The 24829-nt window shown below is 46.4% G+C and carries 21 protein-coding genes; 4 read left to right on the top strand and 17 right to left on the bottom strand.

Translation table 11 applies throughout. The features are described 5' to 3' along the window. Nucleotides 1-16 precede the first annotated feature (16 nt). The 3 genes from B3N34_RS06920 to B3N34_RS06910 form a co-directional block, all read right to left on the bottom strand. Complete coding sequence (locus B3N34_RS06920) at nucleotides 17-1390, bottom strand: sodium:solute symporter family protein (protein WP_286976149.1); 1374 nt, start codon at nucleotides 1388-1390, stop codon at nucleotides 17-19. A gap of 63 nt (nucleotides 1391-1453) precedes the next feature. After that, the gene (locus tag B3N34_RS06915) at nucleotides 1454-2047 is read right to left on the bottom strand and encodes a lysine exporter LysO family protein (RefSeq protein WP_286976147.1); all 594 of its coding nucleotides are present in this window, start codon (nucleotides 2045-2047) and stop codon (nucleotides 1454-1456) included. Beyond that, nucleotides 2044-2367 (bottom strand): LysO family transporter, encoded by a 324-nt coding sequence (locus B3N34_RS06910; protein ID WP_213698765.1) that lies wholly within the window; start codon nucleotides 2365-2367, stop codon nucleotides 2044-2046. Before B3N34_RS06910 ends, B3N34_RS06915 begins: the two co-directional genes overlap by 4 nt. 207 nt (nucleotides 2368-2574) lie before the next feature. Between B3N34_RS06910 and B3N34_RS06905 the strand changes: the two genes are divergently transcribed. Continuing rightward, nucleotides 2575-3285, top strand: coding sequence for a tRNA 2-thiocytidine biosynthesis TtcA family protein (locus B3N34_RS06905; RefSeq protein ID WP_286976144.1), 711 nt, complete (start codon nucleotides 2575-2577; stop codon nucleotides 3283-3285). On the opposite strand, the gene cdd is transcribed toward B3N34_RS06905, so the two are convergent. The 5 genes from cdd to B3N34_RS06880 are packed head-to-tail and all read right to left on the bottom strand — an operon-like array spanning nucleotide 3278 to nucleotide 7030. Next, nucleotides 3278-3658: a cytidine deaminase gene (gene cdd / locus B3N34_RS06900; RefSeq protein WP_286976143.1), complete on the bottom strand. Its 381-nt coding sequence runs from the start codon at nucleotides 3656-3658 to the stop codon at nucleotides 3278-3280. The two genes, B3N34_RS06905 and cdd, sit on opposite strands and share 8 nt — an antisense overlap. Before the next feature lie 13 nt (nucleotides 3659-3671). After that, on the bottom strand, nucleotides 3672-4607 hold the full coding sequence (locus B3N34_RS06895; protein ID WP_286976142.1) for a SufB/SufD family protein: 936 nt from the start codon (nucleotides 4605-4607) through the stop codon (nucleotides 3672-3674). Further along, nucleotides 4594-5346 carry an ATP-binding cassette domain-containing protein gene (locus B3N34_RS06890; RefSeq protein WP_213698762.1) on the bottom strand — a complete coding sequence of 251 codons (753 nt, stop codon included), beginning with the start codon at nucleotides 5344-5346 and terminating at the stop codon, nucleotides 4594-4596. The genes B3N34_RS06895 and B3N34_RS06890 overlap by 14 nt, the downstream gene beginning before the upstream one ends. A gap of 36 nt (nucleotides 5347-5382) precedes the next feature. Next, nucleotides 5383-6759, bottom strand: a complete 1377-nt coding sequence (locus B3N34_RS06885) for a glucose-6-phosphate isomerase (RefSeq protein WP_286976140.1) — start codon at nucleotides 6757-6759, stop codon at nucleotides 5383-5385. A gap of 25 nt (nucleotides 6760-6784) precedes the next feature. Further along, on the bottom strand, nucleotides 6785-7030 hold the full coding sequence (locus B3N34_RS06880; protein ID WP_213698760.1) for a glutaredoxin family protein: 246 nt from the start codon (nucleotides 7028-7030) through the stop codon (nucleotides 6785-6787). Nucleotides 7031-7219: 189 nt separating this feature from the next. On the opposite strand from B3N34_RS06880, the gene nuoE reads away from it, so the two are divergent. From nuoE to B3N34_RS06865, 3 genes are read left to right on the top strand one after another with little or no spacing between them, the layout of a single operon-like run. Continuing rightward, entirely contained in the window at nucleotides 7220-7720 is a 501-nt protein-coding gene (gene nuoE / locus B3N34_RS06875) for an NADH-quinone oxidoreductase subunit NuoE (protein WP_286976138.1), read from the top strand. Then, entirely contained in the window at nucleotides 7713-9485 is a 1773-nt protein-coding gene (nuoF, locus tag B3N34_RS06870) for an NADH-quinone oxidoreductase subunit NuoF (RefSeq protein WP_286976136.1), read from the top strand. The genes nuoE and nuoF overlap by 8 nt, the downstream gene beginning before the upstream one ends. Before the next feature lie 14 nt (nucleotides 9486-9499). Next, nucleotides 9500-12733: an FAD-dependent oxidoreductase gene (locus tag B3N34_RS06865; protein ID WP_286976134.1), complete on the top strand. Its 3234-nt coding sequence runs from the start codon at nucleotides 9500-9502 to the stop codon at nucleotides 12731-12733. A gap of 82 nt (nucleotides 12734-12815) precedes the next feature. Here the strand turns inward: B3N34_RS06865 and fusA are convergent, their stop codons facing one another. The 9 genes from fusA to B3N34_RS06820 are packed head-to-tail and all read right to left on the bottom strand — an operon-like array spanning nucleotide 12816 to nucleotide 24821. Further along, complete coding sequence (gene fusA, locus B3N34_RS06860) at nucleotides 12816-14900, bottom strand: elongation factor G (RefSeq protein WP_286976132.1); 2085 nt, start codon at nucleotides 14898-14900, stop codon at nucleotides 12816-12818. 17 nt (nucleotides 14901-14917) lie between these two features. After that, nucleotides 14918-16375: an Asp-tRNA(Asn)/Glu-tRNA(Gln) amidotransferase subunit GatB gene (gatB, locus tag B3N34_RS06855; protein ID WP_286976130.1), complete on the bottom strand. Its 1458-nt coding sequence runs from the start codon at nucleotides 16373-16375 to the stop codon at nucleotides 14918-14920. After that, nucleotides 16372-17853: an Asp-tRNA(Asn)/Glu-tRNA(Gln) amidotransferase subunit GatA gene (gene gatA, locus B3N34_RS06850; RefSeq protein ID WP_286976128.1), complete on the bottom strand. Its 1482-nt coding sequence runs from the start codon at nucleotides 17851-17853 to the stop codon at nucleotides 16372-16374. Before gatA ends, gatB begins: the two co-directional genes overlap by 4 nt. Further along, the gene (gene gatC, locus B3N34_RS06845; protein ID WP_286976127.1) at nucleotides 17843-18160 is read right to left on the bottom strand and encodes an Asp-tRNA(Asn)/Glu-tRNA(Gln) amidotransferase subunit GatC; all 318 of its coding nucleotides are present in this window, start codon (nucleotides 18158-18160) and stop codon (nucleotides 17843-17845) included. The genes gatA and gatC overlap by 11 nt, the downstream gene beginning before the upstream one ends. Nucleotides 18161-18173: 13 nt before the next feature. Continuing rightward, nucleotides 18174-20198 carry an NAD-dependent DNA ligase LigA gene (gene ligA / locus B3N34_RS06840; protein ID WP_286976126.1) on the bottom strand — a complete coding sequence of 675 codons (2025 nt, stop codon included), beginning with the start codon at nucleotides 20196-20198 and terminating at the stop codon, nucleotides 18174-18176. Further along, nucleotides 20198-21709 carry a lysine--tRNA ligase gene (lysS, locus tag B3N34_RS06835; protein WP_286976125.1) on the bottom strand — a complete coding sequence of 504 codons (1512 nt, stop codon included), beginning with the start codon at nucleotides 21707-21709 and terminating at the stop codon, nucleotides 20198-20200. The genes ligA and lysS overlap by 1 nt, the downstream gene beginning before the upstream one ends. Beyond that, nucleotides 21690-22679 carry a tRNA dihydrouridine synthase gene (locus tag B3N34_RS06830; protein ID WP_286976123.1) on the bottom strand — a complete coding sequence of 330 codons (990 nt, stop codon included), beginning with the start codon at nucleotides 22677-22679 and terminating at the stop codon, nucleotides 21690-21692. Before B3N34_RS06830 ends, lysS begins: the two co-directional genes overlap by 20 nt. Further along, the gene (locus B3N34_RS06825) at nucleotides 22660-23424 is read right to left on the bottom strand and encodes a type III pantothenate kinase (protein ID WP_286976121.1); all 765 of its coding nucleotides are present in this window, start codon (nucleotides 23422-23424) and stop codon (nucleotides 22660-22662) included. The genes B3N34_RS06830 and B3N34_RS06825 overlap by 20 nt, the downstream gene beginning before the upstream one ends. A 20-nt stretch (nucleotides 23425-23444) precedes the next feature. Beyond that, entirely contained in the window at nucleotides 23445-24821 is a 1377-nt protein-coding gene (locus B3N34_RS06820; RefSeq protein WP_286976119.1) for a ComEC/Rec2 family competence protein, read from the bottom strand. Nucleotides 24822-24829 lie beyond the last annotated feature (8 nt).

Below are 24829 nucleotides of genomic sequence, written 5' to 3'. Positions count from 1 at the left end.
GCCAGCTTTTATTACGTTAAAGGCTGGCTTTTTCTTTTATCCATCCCCTTTGAAATATATCGAATAACATCAAAAGGGCAGAAAAAAACACGCCCATGAGAATTCCCTCTCCGGGAAGCTCCAAAAGGGGCCATAAACAGGCTGTTCCAATCCCCACCGCACCCGAAGCAAAGGCCATCGATGGAGACAGCCTTCCGTAAAGGACCGTTGCAAGAAGCGGCACAAATACCCCAGCTCCTCTGAGGCCCATGCTGAGATAGCTCCATTGAAGTATGAAAGAACCGGCAGCTTTCAGGCTCGCAATAAAAGCTATGAGTATCACGGCTAAAAGGCTTAGCCGGTTTACCAGAAGACTGACTCTGCTTGAAGTAATTTTTTTAAAAGAAACGAAAAGATCGTAAGATACTGTTGTGGCAACTCCCAAAGATAGCCCCGCCGCAGTGCCCAGCGAAGTGATAAAAAGCGTTGCCCAAGCTACCCCGCTGAACACTTTGGGAAAATAATTATACAAAAAATAGGGAAGCGCCTGCGAGGGTTCGATAATCACGCCCTCTCTCCTCAGGGCTAACCCTATCCAAATTCCAAGGAGACCTATAGGTGGCATTAAAATTGCTGATAGCAGCGCTCCCTTTTTTGCCGTGCTCTCGTTTGAGGCCGATAAAATGGCCTGGGCATAAATTTGCGTTCCCAGGGTTCCGACGATCAGTGAAAGACAGGCGTTCGATTCCTTTAAAATACCCCTTGCAAAGAGAGAGAAATAGGGAAATCTGGGAAGCTCTCTTATCAGGGCCCAGGGGGTGTGGCCCATACCGTAGGCAACTACACCGCAGGCAATGAGGGTGATATACAATAAAATCAGCTTTGTCTGCCCTATAGCGCTATAGCTTTTTGTGCCCCCGGAATAGATAAATAATAGTATAAGAAAAGCGACGAGCAAGCTCAAAGCCCAAGATGGCAAAGGCACTATGGCCGACAATAATGCGCTCGACGCAAGAAACTGGGCTACTACGGCCATAAGGGTCCCGAGGGCAGAACCCACTGCAGCCAACCTGCTCATCCGGAGGCCGTAGTGATTAGACAGAAACTGTGCTAATGTAGTGACCTTAGACTTTCTCAGGGGCTCGGCTATGAAGAGCGCCAAAAGAAGACATCCTATTCCTCCTCCAAGGGTAAACCACCAAGCTGATAAACCATAAACATAAGCCATCTCCGCAGTCCCAACTGTAGATGCTCCTCCCACGAGGGCGCCTAGCAATATTCCAGAAACCGCAAAGGGGCTTGCCCTTCTGCCCGCCAATGAATATCCTTCTTCGTCTATTTTCTTTCCCGATGCGATAACGCCTATGGATATAACGAATATTAACGTAATGACTACTGATAGAAAAAACATATGACGTGCCACCCTTCACCGCTATAGTATTGATTTATTTTTTATGCATTAACTTTTATGCCATCACAATCCCAATGCAAGGGGCACCAAGACGGGAACGAGAAGCGTCAGCAAAAAACCCGATATAAAAGAATAAATTGCAATATCAGGAGAATTGCTCTTTACGATAACGGGCAAGGCGGTATCCATTGCCGTTGCACCCGCCACGCCCACTGCTTCAAAGGATCCGATATACCTGCTTATCAGCGGTATCGATATTAGGGCAATGACCTCTCTTATCACGTTCGAAAGAAAGGCTACGGTTCCCAGTTCTACGCTATGCATCTGAGTGATAAGAACCCCTGAAAGAGAATACCATCCGAAACCGGCACCAACTGCCAGGGTCTCATTTAAAGGCATTCTCAATAATATCGAGGCCAAAGAAGAACCAAACCCTGTCCCCAAAACCGTTGCCACAGGAACGATAAAAAGCTTTATCCCATCTTCTTTGATATTTCTAAGCGCCTCCTTATTGCAACCAAGATCAATTCCCACGGAAAATAGCAGCACGAACAATCCTAATGTGATAATCAAATTAGTTATGTTGCTTAAAGAAAATACCGCGAGCTTTCCAATTAAGATGCCGCCCGCTAAACAGGCAACTATGATGACGATCAATGATTCATCATTCCCTTTTTGTCTTTTGTCAAAAATCTGACGAATATATTTATACAAAATATTGTACCCAAAACAGACAAAAAAGAAACCGCAGCAGCTTTATAGCCCAAGTTACCTAACGCCTTGAGCACTTCTTCGTTGCTTCCAATCTCAATACCTATCGCCAGGAGCAATAAAATAAGACATAACGTCTGAACTCTCCCGTTATGCCTTTTTATAAAGTTTGGAACTCTCCCGAAATATCCTACTAGCGCTCCTGCCAACATAAAGGCAACGTAAAAATAAACGCTGTTGTCAATCAAAAAACCAAGGATTTTCATGCCGGCCCGATCACCTTTGTGTTTTTATATTTTAGAAAACCTGGACATGTTACCAAATAGCTTTTTGAGATTTCTTGCCTACACATCATTTGAAAATATCCTATTGCAGAATATACTTTACTTCAAGGCTTAAAAAACTTTTATTCTTTGTCTTAGTTATTGTAATTCATATTACATACATATTAATATCTCAGCGTGGTGATGTGAATGTTCGATTTACCCGAGAAGATCAAACGCGGCGTCGGCGAAGCGGTGTGCGCCTACTCCATGATCGAAGAAGGCGATAATGTTTTAGTTGGCTTATCCGGAGGGAAGGACAGTTCGTTGCTCCTCATTGCCCTAAAACACTTACAAAGAGTAAGCCCCATCAGATTCAATATAGAAGCCATGATTGTAGATCCAACGGGCGGGCAGTTTGATCCCGCAGGGCTGAAGGACTTTTGCGAAAGCCTCGATGTACCCTTTACGCATTATGCCTATCCTATATTTGAAATTATAAAAATCAGAAGGGAAAAATCTCCCTGCAGTTTTTGCGCGAACATGAGAAGGGGCATTTTGAGCGGGATCGCAAAGGACAGAGGGTTTAGGAAAATAGCTTTAGGACATCATCTAACCGATGCCACCGTTACGTTAATGCTGAATGTATTTTTCTCCGGAAAACTTCATACGCTACAGCCAAAAACGTGGCAAAGCAGAACGCAAACATGGGTTATTAGGCCATTGATATTCCTTCCTGAGGAAACTTTGATATCGGCAGCTTCCGAGATAGATCTGCCGGAACGGGGACCAAAATGTCCTTACGGGGACGACACGAAGAGAAAAAGAATAAATGAAATCCTGAAAAATATACTTGAAGAAGCGCCGCAAGGAGAATACAGCACTTTAAGGGCACTTCGTAAGACGCTTTGGGCTACTTAAGCAAGCGAAAGGACTGAGGAAGAAGCTCTGAAAGGCGGTTTCGCTGAAACTTACCTTCCATATCAAACGATATTATTTCCATATCACCAAATTCGGCCATTACCTGAAGACACGCTCCACAGGGGGGAACTATAGAGTCGGCACATATAATCATCATCTCGAAGACCCGCTCTCCCTGAGCGACTGCAGAAAACAGAGCAACCCTTTCGGCACAAATAGTTAGTCCGTAGGAGGAATTTTCAACGTTACATCCGGCGTAAATACGGCCCGATTGGGCGAGCAAAGCGGCACCCACCGAAAAACCAGAGTAGGGGGCATAAGCATTTTCCCGCCCCCTCTTTGCCACATCATAAAGTTTCGACACTATATCCATTGCGACATAAGACCTACCTCAAAAGGCCCGAAACGATAACGTCAATAGCTTCGTTCTCGGTCAAACCCTTGGCCATCAGACCCCACAGCTTTTCGTTGGCTATACGGCCTATGGCAGCTTCGTGGGTTATCTCAGCTCCGGGATGAACCACAGAGACGACGGGAACGGCTTCCGCTTTCGCATTTCCTTGCACTATTTCAGTGCAATCGACATGACCTTTCGATCCGTCAGCAGCTCCTTGCACTTCTCCGAAAAACTTGCCGAAGCTGTTGTCTTTCAATACAACTCTAGCTTTGGCCAATCCGCTCGACTTTTCCCCGGATAGCCTTATCGTATCTTTAACGTTGCAGATATCATCGTATTTCCCGTAAACTTTAGAGGTTATTTCCGCACTCCCAAGCCAACCGACGACATCCACTTCCACGTCGAGGTACAGAATCCCTACCCTTCCCTCGATTAACGAAAAATTGCTCACGTACCTGCCCTTTTCATCCACCACGACGCGGGTCAGTGGCCTGACTTCAATCTTTCCCTCAGGTCCGTGGACGTGCACTTCTTCATATGTCATGTCAGCACCTTTGCCCACTACTATATCGCCTTCCATCGCATGGAGGAATTTTACGGCATTCGGAAAAATACAGTGGGAGTAAAATTTAGCTTTCGCCCCTTCTTCCAGCACGATCCTGCTTTCTATGATTTGCTTTCCCTCTTTGCCAAGGTGGCCGAAACAAAGATGCACGGGTTTCTTTAAAACCGCTCCTGCTTTTACGGTAAAGGATGCCCTAATGCCAAATTCAGTCTCTTCGGCGTCGATTTCAAGACCGGGGATGTCTTTTGCAGCGATGATATTGTTGGCATGAACTATAACATGAGCATCGTCGGTCCTGATGGGTTCTCCCGCCTTTTCGGCTATTTCTATCAGTGACATATATTCATTACTGAGATTCATTGGAAATCACCCCTCCGGCTAAAAGTGGGTCTGAACAGGGGCTGCACAGCGACATAAAGTATTGCTTTACGGCAACTGGTTGTCCCTCGAGCATGACCTTGCCGTTGCAAAGCAGGTAAGCCCTATCGCAAGCCGAAGCTATGTCATCTCTATGGGTTATTACCAATACGCTGCTACCAAAATCTATTAATTTTTTAAAAAGCTTTATCACATCGCCCAAAGCCAGAAGATCTACTCCCGAATCGGGCTCGTCTAAGATGGCAAGCTTGGGCCTCATTAAATAGATAGACGCAAGCTCCAGCCTTTTTCTCTCTCCTCCGGATAGAGCCTTGTCAACAAAACGATCCAGGTAAAAAGGTTCCATCTGAATAAAATCCAAAGCCTCTTCTAGTTCTCTTCTCGTCGCATCCTTACGCGACAATCTCAAATATTCGGCAACGGTAATTCCTTCATATCTAGCCGGATATTGCCATGCTAAAGTTATCCCTAATCTCGATCTATCGGTAATCGAAAGATTGGTAATATCCTTTCCTTCAAAGAAGATCCTGCCGGAATTGGGCCTATAGGAAGGAAGGCCCATAACAGTATAGGCCAACGTCGTCTTTCCCGCACCGTTTCGGCCCAACACTCCAGTTACCTCTCCATGCCCGACTCGCAAATTGACTTGATCGAGCAGTTTTTTCCCGTTTTCTCGGGTTACCGTTACTTCATCTACTTGAAGCAAGGGGGTATCTGTCATTTATAACTTCCTCCGTTATGCATTCCAAACTTGGAATCATATTATAATCTCCGTTTTTTGGCATGCACCAAAATATTCTTCAACTTCTTTCACATATTCCTCGTATCCCCTGCGGCCCATGAGCGAATATATATATCGTTTCCCCTGTTCCACTCCAGGTTGATCGAAGGGATTGATTTTCATCAAAAAACCGACAAGAGCTGTTACATATTCATAGAAGAACACCAAAGCACCAATATATCTCTCGGAAACTTCAGGAATGTTAAGGTAAATAACCGGCTTTCCAGCTTTTATCAAAGCCGAAGCCGTCGAACGAGCCTCTATACTCAACAGATCTCCCAGGGCCTTTCCGTATAAAAACTCCAAATCCTTCAACGCCTCTATATCTACAACGTCCGGCAATAGAAATAACGGCCTATTTTTTACGTCGATAATCGTAATTAGCTTATCGTCCGGGCCTTCCGCGTAAAGTTGAAGCTGGGAATGCTGATCTATAGCTCCGAGAGCACGCACAGGAGTGGTGCCGCATCCCTCTTTGCCAAGGCTTTCTCCCCAAAGCTGAGCAAACCATTCGGCAAAATCGGCAAGATCGTCTCCATAGGGCATCATAACGGCCATATTACGGCCGGCTTTAGCGTGCAACAGGTTAATGCAGGCCAATAGCCATGCGGGATTTTCCCAAAGGTGCGACCGCAAGGCAAGTCTTTGATCCATCTCCTTAGCACCTTGAACCAGCTTTTCGATGTTGATACCCAAAGCGGAAGCCGTTGCCAACCCTACCGAGGAAAGAACAGAATACCTGCCCCCCACGCTTTCGGGAATATTCAAACTCCTACAACCTGTAGATTTGGCAAATTTGCGCAGGATGCCTTTTCTAGGGTCGGTAATTATCAAAAAATTGTCCCTTGCTCTTTCGCCTATCTTTTCCCTGACCTTTTGCCATACCCATAAAAAGTGCGCAGCCGTTTCCGTCGTGCTTCCCGATTTGCTGACGACTACAAATGCTATCTTCGACAAATCAAGTCGATCCAGTAAAGATAATGCCGTCTTGGGATCCGGATTTTCCAGCAGATAAAACTTGGGGGCCTTTCTGACGGAAGCATCAAGTTCGTTGTAAAAAGGGGGAAGGAGTGCCTTTGCAAGCATTCTGTTTCCCAAAGCAGATCCGCCAATGCCTATTTGCACGATGGCTTCAAAGCCAGAAAGCCAACGCCCGATTTCAATCGTTTCGGACAAATCCTGATAGGGCAGGTTAATCCAACCAAAGCCCTCAACGTCGTCTCTCCCTTTTTCCCGCAACAGGACATCGGCTTCTTCGACCATTCTTAAAAGACCGTCGATATTTTCTCTCAAAACGGGACGATCTCCACCTACAAAAGCACCTCCGACGCTTACGCTTAACAGCTCGTCCAAAAGGTATTCCCCCTTTAAAATTAAGCTAATCTAATATGCTGTTTTCCTTTAAAAGCTCTTTAATTGCCTCAGGATCATAACCGACAATAAACTTATCACCTATGAAGGTTACGGGCACACCCATTTGGCCAGTTTGCCTCACCATGTCCATAGCAGCAGCCCTGTCTTTGCTGACGTCTACCTCCTCATACTCGACACCCAAGTCTTTTAAATATTCTTTTACCTTTGTACACCACGGACATGTGGGAGTACTATAAACTTTCACAGTCATATTCTACACCTTCCTCTGATTTGAAAAATTAGGGTTACCAAACATATATAAAGAATATAGCATAATACCCGTAAAGGCGCAACAACTCGCAATAAAAAAAGCCCAAGGATCTTCTAAGTGCAAATCAATAGTGTTATATTATCCCTAAATTCATTTTTTTGACCAGCTTTTCAAATAGGAGGGAAGCTCATGCTTTCAACAAAACAAGATGACGAGCAGGCTTTACAGAACATTATCGAGACCTTTCGGGGTAAAAAGGGCATCACAATTTCGCTTTTATCGAAAATACAAGAAAGTTACGGCTATTTGCCACAAGAAGTATTGAGCAAGGTGGCCAAAGAGCTCGATATTCCCGAAGCAAGCCTCTATGGTGTAGCGACATTTTATGCCATGTTTAGATTTAAACCTTTAGGCAAATATACCATAAAACTCTGCAGAGGAACGGCTTGTCATGTACAGGGATCCTTGCTGATAGCCCAAGAAGTAATGAGACATTTGGGAATTTCGGAAGGAGAGACGACGGACGACGGGCTTTTCACGTTGGAGCTTGTCGCCTGTCTCGGGTGCTGCAGCCTGGCTCCCGTTATGATGGTCGGAGAAGACGTTTACGGTCGCCTGACGCCCGATAGGGCCGTAAAGGTTCTGGATGGCTACAGAACGAACAAAAGAGGTGAAGGCAATAATGGCTAATACAATAGTGCGCGTTGGGATGGCAAGCTGTGGTTTGGCATCGGGGGCAGACTCCGTCTACGAGGAACTCTCCAAAGTGCTTGTCGGAGACGAAAATACTATTTTAAAAAAGGTCGGATGTATTGGCCTGTGCTCATATGAACCTTTAGTTGAAGTAGAAATCGAGGGCAAGAGAACCATTTATGGATATATGACACCCGAATTAGCCAAGGAATTGGTCGGCTCCTCCTTGCAACCCACTTCAGTCCTAAAAGAAAAGATTATATACAGCGATGAGGAAACTCGGGCGCCGGAAAACAATAGGATGGCAAAGCAGGTCAGGATAGTTCTCAGAAACTGCGGGATAATTGACCCGGAAAAAATAGACGAGGCCATTTCCCGAGGGGCTTACGAGGCGTTTTCAAAGGCCGTGAAGGAAATGTCTCCCGATGAAGTCATAGATGAAGTGTACAGATCAGGCCTTAGGGGTCGTGGTGGCGCAGGATTCCCAACGGGGCTTAAGTGGAAATTTACGCGACAAGCCAAGGGAGAACCCAAATATGTGATTTGCAATGCCGACGAAGGAGATCCGGGCGCCTTTATGGACAGGTCCGTATTGGAGGGTGACCCCCACGCCGTCATAGAGGGTATGGCTATATGTGCTTACGCCGTCGGTGCTTCTCACGGTTATATTTATTGTCGAGCAGAATATCCTTTGGCCATAAAAAGGCTAAACATAGCTCTTGACCAGGCACGCGAAAGAGGCTTTTTGGGAGACAACGTTTTTGGCAGCGGCTTTAATTTCGATATAGAGATAAAAGAAGGGGCCGGGGCATTTGTTTGCGGCGAAGAGACAGCCCTGATAGCCTCAATAGAAGGAAAACGGGGAATGCCGCGACCCCGACCTCCCTTTCCAGCCGAAAGCGGCGTTTGGGGAAAGCCGACCAACATTAACAACGTGGAAACCTATGCAAACGTGCCGTGGATAATACGACATGGAGCATCGGAATTCTCGCGTTTTGGTACTGAAAAAAGCAAGGGAACGAAGGTATTTGCCCTCGCCGGCAAGGTAGCCAAAGGAGGCCTCATCGAAATTCCAATGGGAATGCCCATCAGAGAAGTAATATATGATATTGGCGGCGGAATCGCCGACGGAAAAGAGATCAAAGCAGTGCAAATGGGCGGGCCGTCGGGAGGATGTATACCTTCCTGGCTCCTCGATACACCTGTAGATTACGAATCCATAACAGCAACGGGAGCAATCATGGGTTCCGGAGGCATGATTGTTTTGGACGAAACAAGCTGCGTCGTCGATGTGGCAAAGTTTTTTCTGAACTTCACACAACGCGAATCCTGCGGAAAATGTCCCTTTTGCAGAATAGGTACAAAAAGAATGCTAGAGATATTAGAACGCATCAGCAACGGAGAGGGAAAGATGGAGGATCTTGATCTGCTTTATGAACTGGCATTACAAGTAAAGGAAGGTTCCCTATGCGGTCTTGGACAGACGGCCCCAAACCCTGTGTTGACTACGCTAAAATACTTCAGAGAGGAATACGAAACTCATGTTAAGGACAAGAAATGTCCCGCAAAGGTGTGCCCTTCTCTCATTCGCTACACAATAAATACCGATCTATGCATAGGTTGTACTAGATGTGCCAGGATATGTCCCGTTGGCGCAATTAGCGGCAAAGTTAAGGAACCCCACGAAATAGACGACGCCAAATGCGTGAGATGCGGCCAATGCAAACAGACCTGTCCTGTCTCTGCTATATTTGTTGATTGAGGAGGCTTTTAGGTATGGAGCGAAACATTAGAGTATTGCTAAACGGTCGTGAAGTCTACGGTTACCCGGGACAAACGATATTAGATCTGTGCAAGGATTGTGGTGTGGACATACCTTTTCTGTGTTACGATCCGCATCTTTCGACACACGGAGGATGTTCTGTTTGCCTGGTGGAAGTGAAGGGGGCCAAGGCTTTGGTGCGAGCCTGCTCCAATAAGATATCCCAGGGCATGGAGATATACACCAATACGGAAAGAACTGTCGCGGCAAGGAGGACAGCTCTGGAGCTTTTGTTATCGGATCACGTTGGAGATTGCAGACCGCCCTGTACTCTTGTCTGCCCTGCCAGAGGTGATGTTCAAGGTTACGTAAACTTAGCTGCCTCCGGCTTTTACAAAGAAGCCTTGGACTTGCTCCACGAAAACGTAACCCTTCCTGCTTCCATAGGACGAATTTGTCCTGCACCCTGCCAGGAAAAGTGCAGACGCAATTTCGTCGACGAAGAACCTGTTTCCATAAGAGAGATCAAGCGCTTCGTAGGAGACTGGGCCATCGAAAACGGCATGCTGGGCCACATAGACGAAATACAGGAAAACGGCCACAACGTAGCTATTGTAGGGGGAGGCCCCGCTGGATTATCGGCTGCCTTTTTTCTCAGAAAAAAAGGTTATGCCGTAACTATTTTCGAGAAAGAATCGCATCTGGGAGGCATGATGCGATACGGGATCCCAGAGTACAGGCTGCCTAGAGACATCATGCAGAAAGAAATAGACTGGTTGCTGTCGTGGGGCATAAAGGTCCAGACGGACACTGCCCTTGGAAGAGATATAACTTTAGAGCAATTACGCAGGGAATTTGATGCCATATTGCTCGCCTTTGGCTGCTGGCAAAGCACACCTTTACGCGTCCCGGGAGAGGACCTAAAGGGTGTATTTGGCGGAATAAATTTCCTGTATCAGGTGAATAACCGTCTTCCCGTAGAGATAGGCAAGAAAGTCGCTGTCATCGGGGGTGGAAATACCGCAATGGACGCCTGTCGATGCGCCAAAAGGCTTGGGGCTGAAGAAGTTACAGTAGTTTACAGACGCACAAGACAGGAAATGCCGGCGGAGGACGCTGAAATCGAAGAGGCAATGGAAGAAGGGGTAAACTTTATTTTCCTTGCAGCACCCAAGGAAATATCAGGTGACGAATCGGTCCGTGAACTTGTGTGCGAAAAGATGGTCCTTGGCGAGCCCGACGAATCGGGAAGAAGAAGGCCCATTCCTACGGGAGAAACATTTACCTTGACTGTAGATACCGTGATAGCTGCAATAGGACAAAGGGCCGTACTCGACTTTCTGCCGCCTGAAATCCACGACGGCCGAAAGATTTTAGGCGATGACAACTACGCTACCCCTCTCGAAAAGGTATTTCTATGCGGAGATTTGAGGACCGGACCCGATATAGCAATTGCGGCTATAGGGGAAGGCCATTTTGCTGCTGAATCTATACATCATTTTATTACCCGCGGATATCCCAAGCGCCCCTTTGAATGCGACGTCACGAGAGAAAACCTAGGGCCCGAAGATTTCAGGGACAAGAAAAAACAACCCAGGGAAATGCCTAAAATCTTCCCGGCAGAGGAAAGACTTGAAAAACCCTTCGAAGAATTCAACAGGGGGCTCACGGAAGAGCAGGTAAAAATAGATGCCAGCCGATGCATGGAGTGCGGATGTCCCGACGTCTTCGAATGCAAATTGCGCTCTTATTCGATCGAATACGAGGCTTCGCCTACACGGCTTAGCGGAGAAAGGATAAAGCGCCTTGAGGAAAAATTGAAATACTTCGACAGAAACATGGATAAATGTATACTTTGTGGAAGATGCGTCAGGACCTGCGATGAGATCGTCGGACTACATGCCATTGATTTTGTAAGCAGAGGATTTGTCTCGACAATACACGATGCATACATGAAGCCCTTGGACGAATCTGAATGCACGGGGTGCGGCCTTTGCGTGCAGCTATGCCCCGTCGGCGCTCTTACCGAGAAACGAAAGGAGCGTTGGCCTCACAGTGAAATCCCGACGGCCACAAAGACTACCTGCGGTGAATGCTCTCTCGGGTGCGAGATATATGTAAATGCCGACAAGGGAAAACGTAACGTAGTGCGGGTTACTACAGAGTTGGGGTCCCCAACTTCGCCCACTCTCGGGCTGTGTTGTTTCAAGGCGCGAACCTTCCATTTAAAAAGACAAAGGCCGGAAATAAATAAAGATATCAAGGAAACTTTGCTTGAACTCGTCGACTTCCTTCGTTCCGAAGGAGTTGTCTCGCTATTTTTAGGGAACTCGCTGAGCAACGAAGAATATGAGTCCATAAAAGAGTTTTTAAACCGTAAAGGGCAAAATATCGCAGTCTCAATTTTGGAAGCCGATGACTTTAAAGCTTTCACATCCCTTGCCAAGGAGGCAAACTTGAAGAGATGTACGCTGGGACAAATCTACGAATCCGATGTCGTCTTCGTTATTGACGAAAACATGGATCAGGAAGTACCTTTGATCACCACGATGTTACGGAAAAATGTAAGAGAAGATGGCTTAAAGGTCATTTACTTGGGAAGCGATCCTGGATTGCTCGACAGGGGTACCACAATTTTACTGAAGACCGATGTAGCGGAAATATATCCTATACTCGAATCTTTCACGGATGAAAGGCTGATCAAAAAGACATCGGAGCTCTCGGGGATAAAGGAGACAACGCTTGTCAGGGCAATAAATACACTAAAATCGGCCAGACATCCCATTTTCTTGGCGGGACCAAAAGTCACCTCAAATGCCTCTTCGGCCAAGGCGTTCGTAAAATTATGTTCGACCCTGGGCAAATGCTCCTACATACCTCTTTATCGGGGAGCTAATACCGAGGGAGCTTTACGCGTACTTGGAGATATTTTAACTCCGACAATCGATAATCTGAGCATGATCAAGGAGGGCCAGGTTACGAAACTGGTGTTGGTCGAACCCGATCAAGCCACCGTTGAAGTCCTACAAGGGGTCAATGCGGACAATCGTGCCAAATGCGCCCTCTTGACATCAAGATCATTCGAGGATATTAAAGCAGATTTGGTAATGCCAATTGCGGGTTGGTACGAAAGGCGGGGAAAGGTAATAAACGTATCGGGAGAGATCTTGAAACAAGAAATAACCGTAATACCTCAGAAAAAGAGCAAAACCCTGTCTTCGTTAATCAAAGCACTCATAGAAATCTGAAAAACGTCAGAAAAGGCTAATAATTAAGCGGGAGAATCCTCCCGCTTAATTATTATATTCGAGCTAGGGATACGAAGTATATTTACTCTTCTACCGCCTCGGTTTGAGCCTGAGCTATTATCTTTTTAGCCAGATCTTGAGGGACTTCTTCGTAGTGAGAATATTCCATGGAGAAACTGCCTCGGCCCGAAGTCATGGAACGAAGGACGATGGCATACCTGAACATTTCCGCGAGAGGCACTTGGGCCTTAACCACCTGGAATCTCCCTCTGCTCTCGATACCCATAATTCTCCCTCTTCTAGAGTTCAAATCGCCCATGACATCGCCAAGATACTCCTCGGGCACTACCACTTCTACGTTCATGATCGGTTCAAGCAAGACGGGAGAGCCTTCCATAAAACACTTCTTGAATGCCATTGAAGCTGCTATTTTAAAGGCCATTTCTGAAGAATCGACTTCATGGTAAGAGCCGTCGTAAAGAACGGCCTTAAAATCTATGGAAGGATAACCGGCAAGGACACCCTTTTGAGCTGCTTCCCTTAGTCCTTTTTCGACGGCAGGAATGTATTGCTTAGGAACGACCCCACCGACAATGCGATCCTCAAACTCTACACCGCTGCCCCGCTCTGTAGGCTGCAACTCAAGCCACACGTCCCCGTATTGCCCTCGGCCACCGGTTTGCTTCTTGTATTTGCCTTGCGCTTTAGAGGGCTTTTTGATGGTCTCTCTGTATGGAACTTTGGGTAAACGAGTTTCGAGTTCCACGCCATATCTTTCTTTAATGCGCGACAGGACTACGTCCAGATGTAAATCTCCCATGCCTGAAAGGAGGTGGTCTCCGGTTTCAACGTTTTTCTCATAGCGCAACGTGGAATCCTCTTCGAGCATGCGATGAATAGCGTTAGACAGCTTATCTTCGTCAGCCCTGCTTTTAGGAACGACTGCCAGGCTATAAACTGGGTTCGGAAATTGGATCGCGGGAAACGTAAAATCGACTCCCTTGACTGCAACAGTATCCCCGACACCGGCGTTTTGCAACTTGGGGATAGCCACAATGTCTCCCACTGTCACTTCCTTAACGTCCTTCCCTTCCTTGCCCCTCATGAATCTCAAAGAGCTTATCCTTTCCTCGACCTTTTTATTTACAATGAATACAGATTGATCCGAAGTCAAGGTCCCAGAAAATACTCTAACGAATGATAGCTTTCCCACATAGGGATCGACCATGACTTTAAAACAGAGAGAGCTGAATTTCTCATTGGGATCGGGCTTCACTTCTACTTCATTGCCCTCTGCATCTATCGCCTTTCTGGGAAACATATCTACTGGGGAGGGCAGAATATCGATTATGGTATCTAAAAGCTGGAATATTCCGATATTCGCAAGAGCCGAACCGGGCAATACGGGCATCACTATCCTATTTAACACCGCCTTTTTCAATGCCTCTACCAACTCTTGTTCTTCCAGTTCTTCTCCGTCGAGGTAACGCATCATCAGCTCATCGTCAACTTCGACTACCCTCTCCACCAAGGCTTCACGGGCAGAGGAAAGTCCTTCCTCGAGTTCGGAGGGACAATCAGTCTCCTCATACTCTCGACTTCCATCACCTTTATATATAAAGGCCTTTCCGGTCAGCACATTTACTAAGCCTTTAAAATTTGTTTCCTGACCGATGGGTAAAAACAACGGAAGTGCTTTATCCGTCAAAACCTCCTGAATTTCTTTCAATGTCCTGTAAAAATCAGCATTTTCCCTTTCCACTTTATTTATAAAAAACAGTACGGGTATGGAAAAATCCTCGGCAAAATCGAAGGCCTTTTCAGTTTGAACTTCCACGCCATCGACTCCGCTTACTACTATAACCGCCGAGTCAGCCACTCGCATTCCCGAACGCAGATCTCCAATGAAATCGGCATAACCAGGGGTATCAAGAACAAACATCCTTTTGCCATTATAGTCGAAGGTTGCGACGGATGTATTGATAGAAATCTGTCTCTTCTGTTCTTCGGCGTCATAATCGCTGACGGTATTGCCAACCTCTACTTTGCCCAAACGTCCAATAACTTCCGTATCGAACAACATTGCCTCAACCAGCGATGTCTTTCCTGCACCTCCGTGAGCTGCTACCGCAATCGTTCTCGTATCTTCAGGTTTGTGCGCTCCCATCGTCCTACCCCCCTAATTTAAATCTTGCTCATGATGAGCGATTGCACCTCTTTCGGATCTGCCTGTCCTTTCGTTTCTCTCATGACAATGCCCTGTAAAAATTTAACTTTTTTACCTTTTTTATCATTGCCAGCTTTAATCTCTTCTACAACCTCAGCGTTTTCTGATAGGACTTTGACGACAATTGCTTCCAAATCGGAGCCAGTTAATTTGCCTGTGCTTAAACCTAAAGCTTTAATGGCGTCATCGACATTTAATGATTTTTCCAACATCATGGCGAAAACCTCTTTCGCAGCTGTCGTCGAAAGATCCCCTCTATCGATTCGAGACAAAAGAAGGGCCATCTCATCCGACGGTATCGTAATCTCCTCTGCGGAAATTGCCCTTTCGTTCAATACCCTCATTATTTCAGTCCTTATCCAGTTTGACGCCACTTTAACGGGAGATCCTCCTTTGACTAGATCATCCATGAGAAGAGCCACATCGCGCCGCTCCGTAAGTACCTCCGCCTCTTCGAGGGATAAACCGTAATCGCTGATAAATCTGTCCCTTATTTCCCACGGAAGTTCGGGCAGTTCCTTGCACAACTGAACTATGGTTCTCTCATCCACGACAAGGGAAGGAAGATCGGGGTCGGGAAAATATCTGTAATCCTCGGCTTCTTCCTTGCTGCGGCTTGAAACGGTCTTACCCGAATCGTCATCCCAATGCCTGGTCTCGCGAACTATCGTCTCCCCTTTGCTTTTAACTTCTTTCTGCCTTTCGTATTCGTACTCCAGGGCTCTCTCTAAAGCTTTTAGGGAGTTCATATTTTTTACTTCTACCTTTTCACCCCATTTGCCGCCCGGTTCCATTATCGAAATGTTTGCGTCAACTCTCAACGATCCCGACTCCATGTCGCCGTCGGAAACCCCGAGATATCTGACCAATTGGCGCAATCTAGACACGAACTCCCTTGCCTGCTTTGGGGATGTTATGTCAGGTTGGGTGACTATTTCCATCAAAGGAACTCCCGACCGGTTATAATCTACAAGAGAATAATCAGCACCCATCAACCTTCCGCCGATAGCAGCATGGACAAGTTTTCCGGCATCTTCTTCCAAATGAAGTCTTTGTATTCTGATCTTGTGCGCCTTTTCGTCATCATTCACCTCAAGATGACCGTCAACGGCAAGGGGCAAATCGTATTGGCTTATCTGGTAGGCCTTGGGAAGATCGGGATAAAAATAATGTTTTCTATGGAACACCGTATGGGTATTGACCTTGCACCGCATAGCCAAGGCCATCCTGACTGCATACATTATGGCCCTTTCGTTAATGACCGGAAGAGATCCCGGCAAACCCAGGCATATAGGGCATACATGGCTGTTTGGCCTGGCGCCAATATAATCAGTCGAACAAGAGCAAAACATCTTGGATTTCGTCGATAATTGAACATGAATTTCCAGTCCTATTACAGGAATAAATTCATTCACTTTCGATCGCCCCCTAAAGCAGTTGCAGCCGGTCCTACGACCTGTTCAATAACCGAAGCCGCTTTTAAGATATCGCCTTCTCCAAACTTCTTTCCTATCAATTGAACGCCCACGGGTAGCCCGGACTGGCTCATCGATGCTCTCATCGACAAAGCTGGCAAGCCCGCCAAATTAACGGGTATAGTAAAAAGGTCTGCCATGTAGGCTTTGACGGGGTCAGTCAGCTTCTCGCCCCGTTTAAAGGGCAACGTCGGCGTTGCAGGAGTTAGCAAGACATCGGCTTTTGAAAAGGCTGCATTGAATTCTCTGATTATGAGCTGTCTCACCTTCTGTGCCTGCAAGTAATAGGCATCGTATCTGCTGGAACCTAGGACGAAAGTCCCGATCAGTATTCTCCTTTTCACTTCGGGGCCGAAACCTGAGCCGCGGCTTTTGAGGTACAGTTCCTTCAAATCATCGGCAGCCACGGAAAAACCGTATTGCACTCCGTCGAAACGGGCCAAATTGGAGCTTGCTTCGGCTGGCGCTATAGTGTAGTAACAAGGAAGGCCGTATCGTGTCGATATCGGCAAATCGACCTCCACTATTTCAGCACCAGCCTCCTTGCATATTTCTATGGTTTGGGAAATTGCTCTTTTTATCTCATCATCAATTTCTAGGGATTCATAACCCGCCAAATATCCAACCTTAAAACCTTCAAGGGAAGTTACGTTTAAAAATTCAGCGTAATTCGGCCTTTCTTTTCTGGCACATGTAGCATCTCTGGCGTCAGGTTCAGATATGACCTGTAAAATTGCCGCTACATCCTTCAAACTTCTGGCAAAAGGGCCAATTTGATCCAACGAAGAAGCAAAGGCAATTAAGCCGAACCTGCTGACTAGGCCGTATGTCGGCTTTAATCCGTACACCCCACAAAAGGCAGCAGGTTGCCTAATGGAGCCACCGGTGTCACTTCCCAAAGCAATGGGAGCATAACCTGCAACAACGGATGCAGCGCTACCTCCCGAGCTTCCCCCAGGCACTCTGGACAAATCCCATGGGTTCAAGGCCGGGCCAAAGGCAGAAAACTCCGTCGAGCTTCCCATAGCAAATTCATCCATGTTGGCTTTGCCAATTATCACCGCTCCGGCGCGCTCTAAGCACTCAACTACATGTGCACTGTAGGGAGAAATCCAATTTTCCAGCATCCTGCTTCCACAGGTAGTCCTTACTCCATCGACTGTAATGTTATCCTTCACTACAACGGGGACTCCGAAAAGGGACCCCAACTCTTCGCCCCTCGCTAAAGCAGCATCCAACATCCACGATCTGGAACGGGCCTCTTCGTAGAGAGGCGTTATAAGGGCGTTCAAATTTCTTTCGTTAACCTCTATGTGTTCCAGGGCCGTCTCTATTACATCTGAAACCGTGAAATCACCTTTTTTGTAACCTTCCACAAGCTCTAAAGCCGATAACTTCAAAAACTCGCTATTTTTCATCGTGATCGCCCTCCACAATTCGCGGCACCTTGAAGTAGCCCTCTTCGGAGACCGGAGCCTGGGAAAGCACCTCGCTGTATCTGTTCCACGCCACAACTTCGTCTTTACGCCAGGGCATGGGTTCCATATCCTCTAAACTAAAGGGATTTATATCCTTTGTATCAAGTTCGCTTAACGTCTGAAGCTGATCCAGAATATTTTTAAACTGCGTCCCGATATGTTTAATTTCATCTTCATTGAGCTCCAGCATGGCCAACTTGGCTACGCGTCTTATTTCTTCGACTAGTCCATCCGATGTCCCACTCATAGCACAAACCTCCTCAATTTCCTTTTTTCGACATTGCTTCGTCGACCAATTTCCAAAAAGTTTGCTCATCAACAATTTTAACACCAAGTTCCTGGGCTTTTGCTAACTTGCTTCCCGGGTTACGACCAATTACGACGAAAGCTACATTCCTGCTCACGGAACTAGATGGAATTGCCCCAAGATCCTTAACTATATTTTCTGCCTCGTTCCTGGTAGCCTTTTCAAGTTCGCCTGTAAAAACTATTTTCCACCCTTCCCAAGGTCCCTCTTGCCTTTCGGACTTTTCCTCCGCCATCTTAATGCCACATCTGGCCAATTCCTTTATGGTAGCAAGGTTTTTTTCATCTCTGAAGAATGCCACGATGGATGAAGCGATCTGGGGGCCAATACTCGGAATGTCCGATAGATCCTGGATGTCCGCCTTAGCCAGGTTATCCATACTTTTAAATCTTTCGGCTAATATTTCGGCCGTCCTGGAACCGACATATCTAATGCCAAGGGCATATATAAGCCTCGAAAGGGGCCTGTTCTTTGAGCTGTTAATGGCATTTATTAATTTTTCAGCAGATTTTGGACCCATTCTGTCGAGGGAAATTAGATCTTCCTTTTTCAGCTTATACAGATCCGCAAATCCGCCGACCATCTTTTTATCCACCAACTGCTCTATTATCTTTTCGCCCAAACCCTTTATATCCATGGCGTCACGGGAAGCAAAATGCTTTATACTTTCCTTAATTTGAGCCGGGCATGACTTGTTCGGACATCGATAAGCAACTTCGCCTACCAACCTGACCACTGTTGCTCCACAAACAGGACAATTCTCCGGTATGGCAAAAGGTCTCTCTTGGCCCGTCCTTGCAGAGTAGTCCACTCGAACTACTTCCGGTATAATTTCGCCCGCCTTGCGCACGTATACGTAATCTCCAACCCGCACATCCAGGCGCTTTATTTCGTCTTCATTGTGAAGGCTTGCACGCTGGACCACGGTACCGGCAAGCCTAACCGGTTCTAGTATTGCAACGGGGGTGAGGGCACCCGTTCTGCCGACTGAAACTTCTATCCTTAAAAGGCGCGTCCTTTGCTCTTCCGCCGGATATTTAAACGCTATCTGCCATCTTGGAGCTTTAGCGGTAGTTCCCAGCTGTTCGTAGGCTGTCAGATCGTCTACTTTAACCACCACTCCATCGGTAGCATAGGCCAAGGAGTGTCTTTTTTCTTTCCATTCCTCTATGTAGTTCCACAACCCTTCAAAGTTTTTACAGAGCCTCTCATTTCCCTGGGTGGGAAAGCCCTTGTTTCGCAGCCAGGAAAGGACTTGAAATTGAGAAAACAGGCCGTACTCTTCCGGATGGACTACTTGATAGACGAAAATGCGAAGCCTGCGTTTGGCGGTCACGTTAGGATCAAGCTGTCTTAAACTGCCAGCAGCAGCATTCCTCGGGTTGGCAAAAAGGGGCTCCCCATCTTCTTCGCGAGATCTGTTGAGCGAGGCGAAGTCTTCCTTGGTCATGTAAACTTCGCCTCTGACCTCAAGTCTTCCAGGCAAAGGTTCCATAAGCCGTAAGGGAAGGCTCTTTATGGTCCGCAAATTCTCTGTAACGTCCTCGCCGACCCTTCCATCTCCCCTCGTGGCTCCCAAAACAAAGCGTCCATCTTCATAAACGAGAGACACGGCAATGCCGTCTACTTTCAGTTCTGTAGTAAAATCTACTTCTCTTTCCAGAATTCGATATACCCTGGAGACGAAACTTTGAAGCTCTTCTTGAGTAAAAACGTTGTCCATGGAAAGCATGGGAATCTCGTGAACTACTTTCCTGAATTCCTCTTTCGGTTTCCCGCCCACTCTTTGAGTAGGAGAATCGGGAGTTATAATTTCCGGGAAACGCCTTTCAAGCTCTACCAGCTCTCTGTAAAGGGCATCATATTCCTCATCTGTAATAACCGGAGAATCGAGGACATAATAGTAATAGTTGTGTTTTTCTATCTCTTTTCTCAGCTCTTCTGCCCTTTTTTTAGCTTCCCCCAAATCCACCAACATCACTCCTTGGGACGCATCGTAGGAAACAGAATGACATCCCTGATTGAACTTGAATTGGTCAAAAACATCGTCAATCGATCTATTCCGATGCCCAATCCGCCCGTTGGCGGTAAACCGTGCTCCAGGGCTGTTACAAAGTCCTCATCGAACACATGGGCTTCCTCATCTCCTGCTTCTCTCTTTTTAAGTTGATCCTGGAAACGTTCTCTCTGATCCAGCGGATCGTTAAGCTCGCTAAAAGCATTTGCAACCTCAGCTCCGCATATAAAAAGCTCAAACCTTCGGGTAAAGTCGGGGTTATCGGGATCACGTTTGGCAAGTGGCGATATTTCCACGGGATAACCCAATACGAAAGTAGGTTGTATAAGTTTGTCCTCCACAAAATTATCAAAAAATTCTGTCATGATCAAAAGCCTGCTCTCGTTTCCCTTTATTTCGAGACCCCTTTCCTTTGCTATCCTTCTGGCTTCCTCGTCGGTAATATTTAAAAAATCAACACCACAATGTTCTTTGACCAAGTCCACCATAGTTGCCCTCCTAAAAGGGGGCTCGTAATTTATCATATGTTCTCCGTAGGGCAATTGCCTGCTTCCCATGGCATCAGCACAGGCCACTATAATTTCCTCGGTCAGGTTCATCATATCATCGTAGTTGGCATAGGCCCAGTAAACTTCCATTGCCGTAAATTCTGGATTATGCATGGAATCTATGCCTTCGTTTCTGAAATTCTTACCTATTTCATACACGCGTTCATACATGCCGACGATCAGTCGCTTCAGGTAAAGCTCCGTGGCTATCCTAAGATATAGGTTTATGCCCAAAGCATTGTGAAACGCAATGAAAGGCCTGGCCGTCGCCCCTCCTGCCATGGGAGACAGAATTGGCGTCTCGACCTCGAGCGTCCCGTGGGACTCCAATACTTCTCTGAAGGTTTTTATGATCTTTGCTCGCTTCCGAAAAACTTCCCTAACCTCAGGATTGGCTATAAGATCTAAGTAACGCTGTCTATAACGAACCTCTGTGTCTTTCAGGCCGTGCCATTTTTCGGGCAATGGCCTTAAGGCCTTGCTCAATAACTTGAATTCAGTCACCAAAAGCGATAGCTCGCCCCTCTTTGTTCTGAAGGGATGTCCGACGATTCCAAGATAATCTCCGGTATCTACCCACTTCTTGAACCATTCGTATTCCTCATTGAGGGTATCAAACCTAAAATAAAGTTGAAGCCTGTCGGTATCGTCTTCGAGATGAACAAATGATGCCTTACCGTGTTTTCTGATTGCCATTACGCGACCGGCAGTTTTAATGAGGGCATCTTCGTCCATCTGGTCCGGTCCTAAATGGGAAAAATTAGAACGAACGAAGGATAATTTATGCTCCTTATCCCACTTATCGATCACAAAGGGATTAAATCCGGCATCCTTGCGAAGCCTTTCTAATTTTTCCATCCGTTGTTTTATTATTTCCCTTTCCGGAGTAGATCGTTCTTCCATATTAGTGTTTTCGGTGCTCATTCATTGCTTCCTCCTTAGCGCAAAAGTCACTAAAATTATTGGCAAAAGAATTAAATAATTCAAAGGCTTGTGTAATGCCATGGGCTCTTGCCATCGAAGATCGCAATTGTGAAGCCCCAGGCATTCCTTTAAAAATACATGATAAGAAGCGACGAAGCAAGAGCATGGCTAAATTATCCTTAACTTGACACAAATCGGATATAAAAGAATGAAATATCTCCCTCTGAAATTCAAAGGTAGCTTTTCTGCCATTTCGAAAGCCCAACTTAGCCAGGGCATCGGGAACGATAAAAGGATCTTTCAGGGCACCTCGCGCAACTAAAACCCCTATGCAGCCCTTTTCCAAATAATCGAGTACGTCATCGGAGGTAAAAACGTCTCCTGTACCCGTTATTTTACCCGGGAAAGCTCTGGCTGCCTCGCCGACAATATTTCTGTCGGAACTTCCCTTATACCCCTGCGAAACCGTTCTTCCATGCAAAGCTACGTTCTTGGCGCCAGCAGAGATCAATAGATCACACCAACTTGCTACATCCTTCAAATTGTGACTGGGAATTCTGGTTTTAACCCAGATCGGAAATCCTAATTTTTTGGCCTGTCTAATCATCTCGGCAGCCACATTGGGGCGATTTATTAATGACGCGCCGCCACCGGATGCCATAACTTTTTTCGAAGGACAGGCCATGTTAATGCTTAAGGCCTCAAAGTAGCTAATTCGGTAGGCTTCCTGAGCAGCTTCCAAAAGGGAAGCCACATCTCCAGAAAAAAGCTGCAACACCAACGGACCCTCGTCATGATGCCGTTGCAAAGAATAAAATACAGAGGAATGTCTTTCCATCAATGCTCTGGTAGCAACCATCTCTGTATGGGCCAAACCGACACCTACCCGAAAAAACATCTTCCTGACGGGCCAGGATGTTATATCTGCCATTGGGGCAAGCCATACAGGGTTATTTGGCATTTCGTTCATATATAAGCCTCAAGCCCTCCAACGTTAAATTGGAATCAACTGTATTTATTCTGCTCGACCATCTAGCGACTACCTCGGCATGCCCTCCAGTAGCAATGACCTTTGGCGTTTCCTTCTGCTCTTGCGACATTCGATCAACTAAACCGTCTATCAAACCCGCATATCCTATAAGTATACCTGACCTCATCGATTCTGACGTAGATCTGCCAACGACCCTCTTTGGAGGCTCGAGAGTGACGAGGGGAAGTTTTGCCGTCTTTCCGAATAGCGCCTCTATGCTGGCAAGCAAGCCAGGTGCTATTGCACCACCGAGGTAAACGCAGTTTGACGTCACGTAATCAAGGGTAACTGCCGTGCCAAAATCGACAATTATTACAGGACATCCGTAATGATGAACAGCCGCCACTGCATTTACAAGCCTGTCCGCTCCGACTTCGGCCGGTGTTTCGTACCCTACTTTGATCCCAAGATCAAGCTCTGAACTTACAACCATAGGTTCGATGCCCAAGTATTTGTATATGCCACGGCTCCAGGCAGCTTCCAATGGCGGAACCACACTCGATATTATTGACCCTGAGATGAGATCTTGACTTATTTTAGTCATATTAAGCAATCCCGTAAGGTATATCCCCAGCTCGTCTTCGGTACGCCTCTCAGAGGTGAGTCTCCAATCAGCGATCAGGCAAGCGCCATCGAAGATACCAACGCAAGTGTGGGTATTTCCTATATCTAGCACAAGAAGCATTGCAAAAACCTCCCATCAAATCAAGATAATAACATTATATAAACGAACAACCCACAACTTGAAAGACAAAAATTCCTAAAATTGTTAAAACTTAATCTTTTGGCCAATATAATAAAAAATATTCCAAGGGAAATAAAGGGCCAGGGCCAAACTTCCGTAAGGGTTGCAGGCATCAAAGATGAAATCAGATTAAGCGCCCTTTCAACGGCTACCAACACTCCCTCTATCAAGAGAAGAAAAGGCCTGCCAATTTCGAAGGGCAAGAAAGCAAATGGAGCAAAAAGAATTACTGTCAAAAACAAAATGCCGAACATCGGAATGGCAATGGGATTAATTACAAGCCCTGCCAATGGCAGCGTTCCAAATGTTGCAAGGACACAACCGGCGTTAACAACCCAAAGGAGAGAACTCAGTATAAAGGGCAAAAACTTTTTGGGAAAAATGTCCATGCAACCGATTGTCAGAGCAGACATCACGGATAATTTCCATCCGATATCCCACACAAACCACGGTCTCCACAATATTAAGGATATGGCCGCTAAGCTGACGGCCTGAAGAAGCTTTATCGGTCTTCCGATCAACTTACCGATCAAAGCGAAGGTAACCATCAATCCGGCACGGGTAGCGCTCGCTGCAAAACCTGTAAAGATCAAGTATACAAATAAAAAAAGAATGGATATTTGTACCTTGAGCCTAGATCCTCTTAAAGTCGAAAAGATTACCCCCACAAGAAGGGCGACGTGGAAGCCGGAGACAGCCAACAAGTGAGAGGTGCCCCAGCTTGAATGAAGTTTCACCAATTCCGGGTCCCTCACGCCCAAAAGCATTGCCAAAAGATATCCCCGAATTCTTGGAGGATAATTCAGCAGTATCCATTCTTTCAACGATGATCGCCAACGAAAAACGCTCAAAGGAGAGCTCTTGCGGGACTTTTTCACTTGAAGGCCTACCAGACGACCCACTACACCCCTGGACCTCCAATAAGTATAGGGATTAAATCCGATGTTCCTGCGCTCTATCGGCAATACCGACGCCTTTATACCGACAGAGTCTCCTTCCTTTAAAGCTAAAGAAGGAGATGTAAAACCGACAAATTTTCCCTTGGGTGTCTTGAATACGACTGCCCTTTTGCCGCCCCAGGGCCTTTCGAAAGCAACAACGGCCTTTTCCGCTAGCCTGCCGCTTAAAAAGAGATCGGTCTCTACTCTATAGCTCGACCACAGGCTACCAAACATGCTAACGACAAAGCAGAGGATAAAAATATACGAAGAATTCGGTGTTCCATCGTAGGCACAAAATCCTAAGCCTAAAAAAATAAACCCTGAGACAATGCCCGACAGCCAAAAAGGGAAACCCTTTCCCGTCAAAAGGATGGAAATCACTAGGGATAATAACAAGGATAAAC

The sequence above is a fragment of the Acetomicrobium sp. UBA5826 genome (assembly GCF_002433005.1).
Classification (GTDB): Bacteria; Synergistota; Synergistia; order Synergistales; family Acetomicrobiaceae; genus Acetomicrobium.
This window is presented reverse-complemented; position numbering and strand designations above follow the sequence as displayed.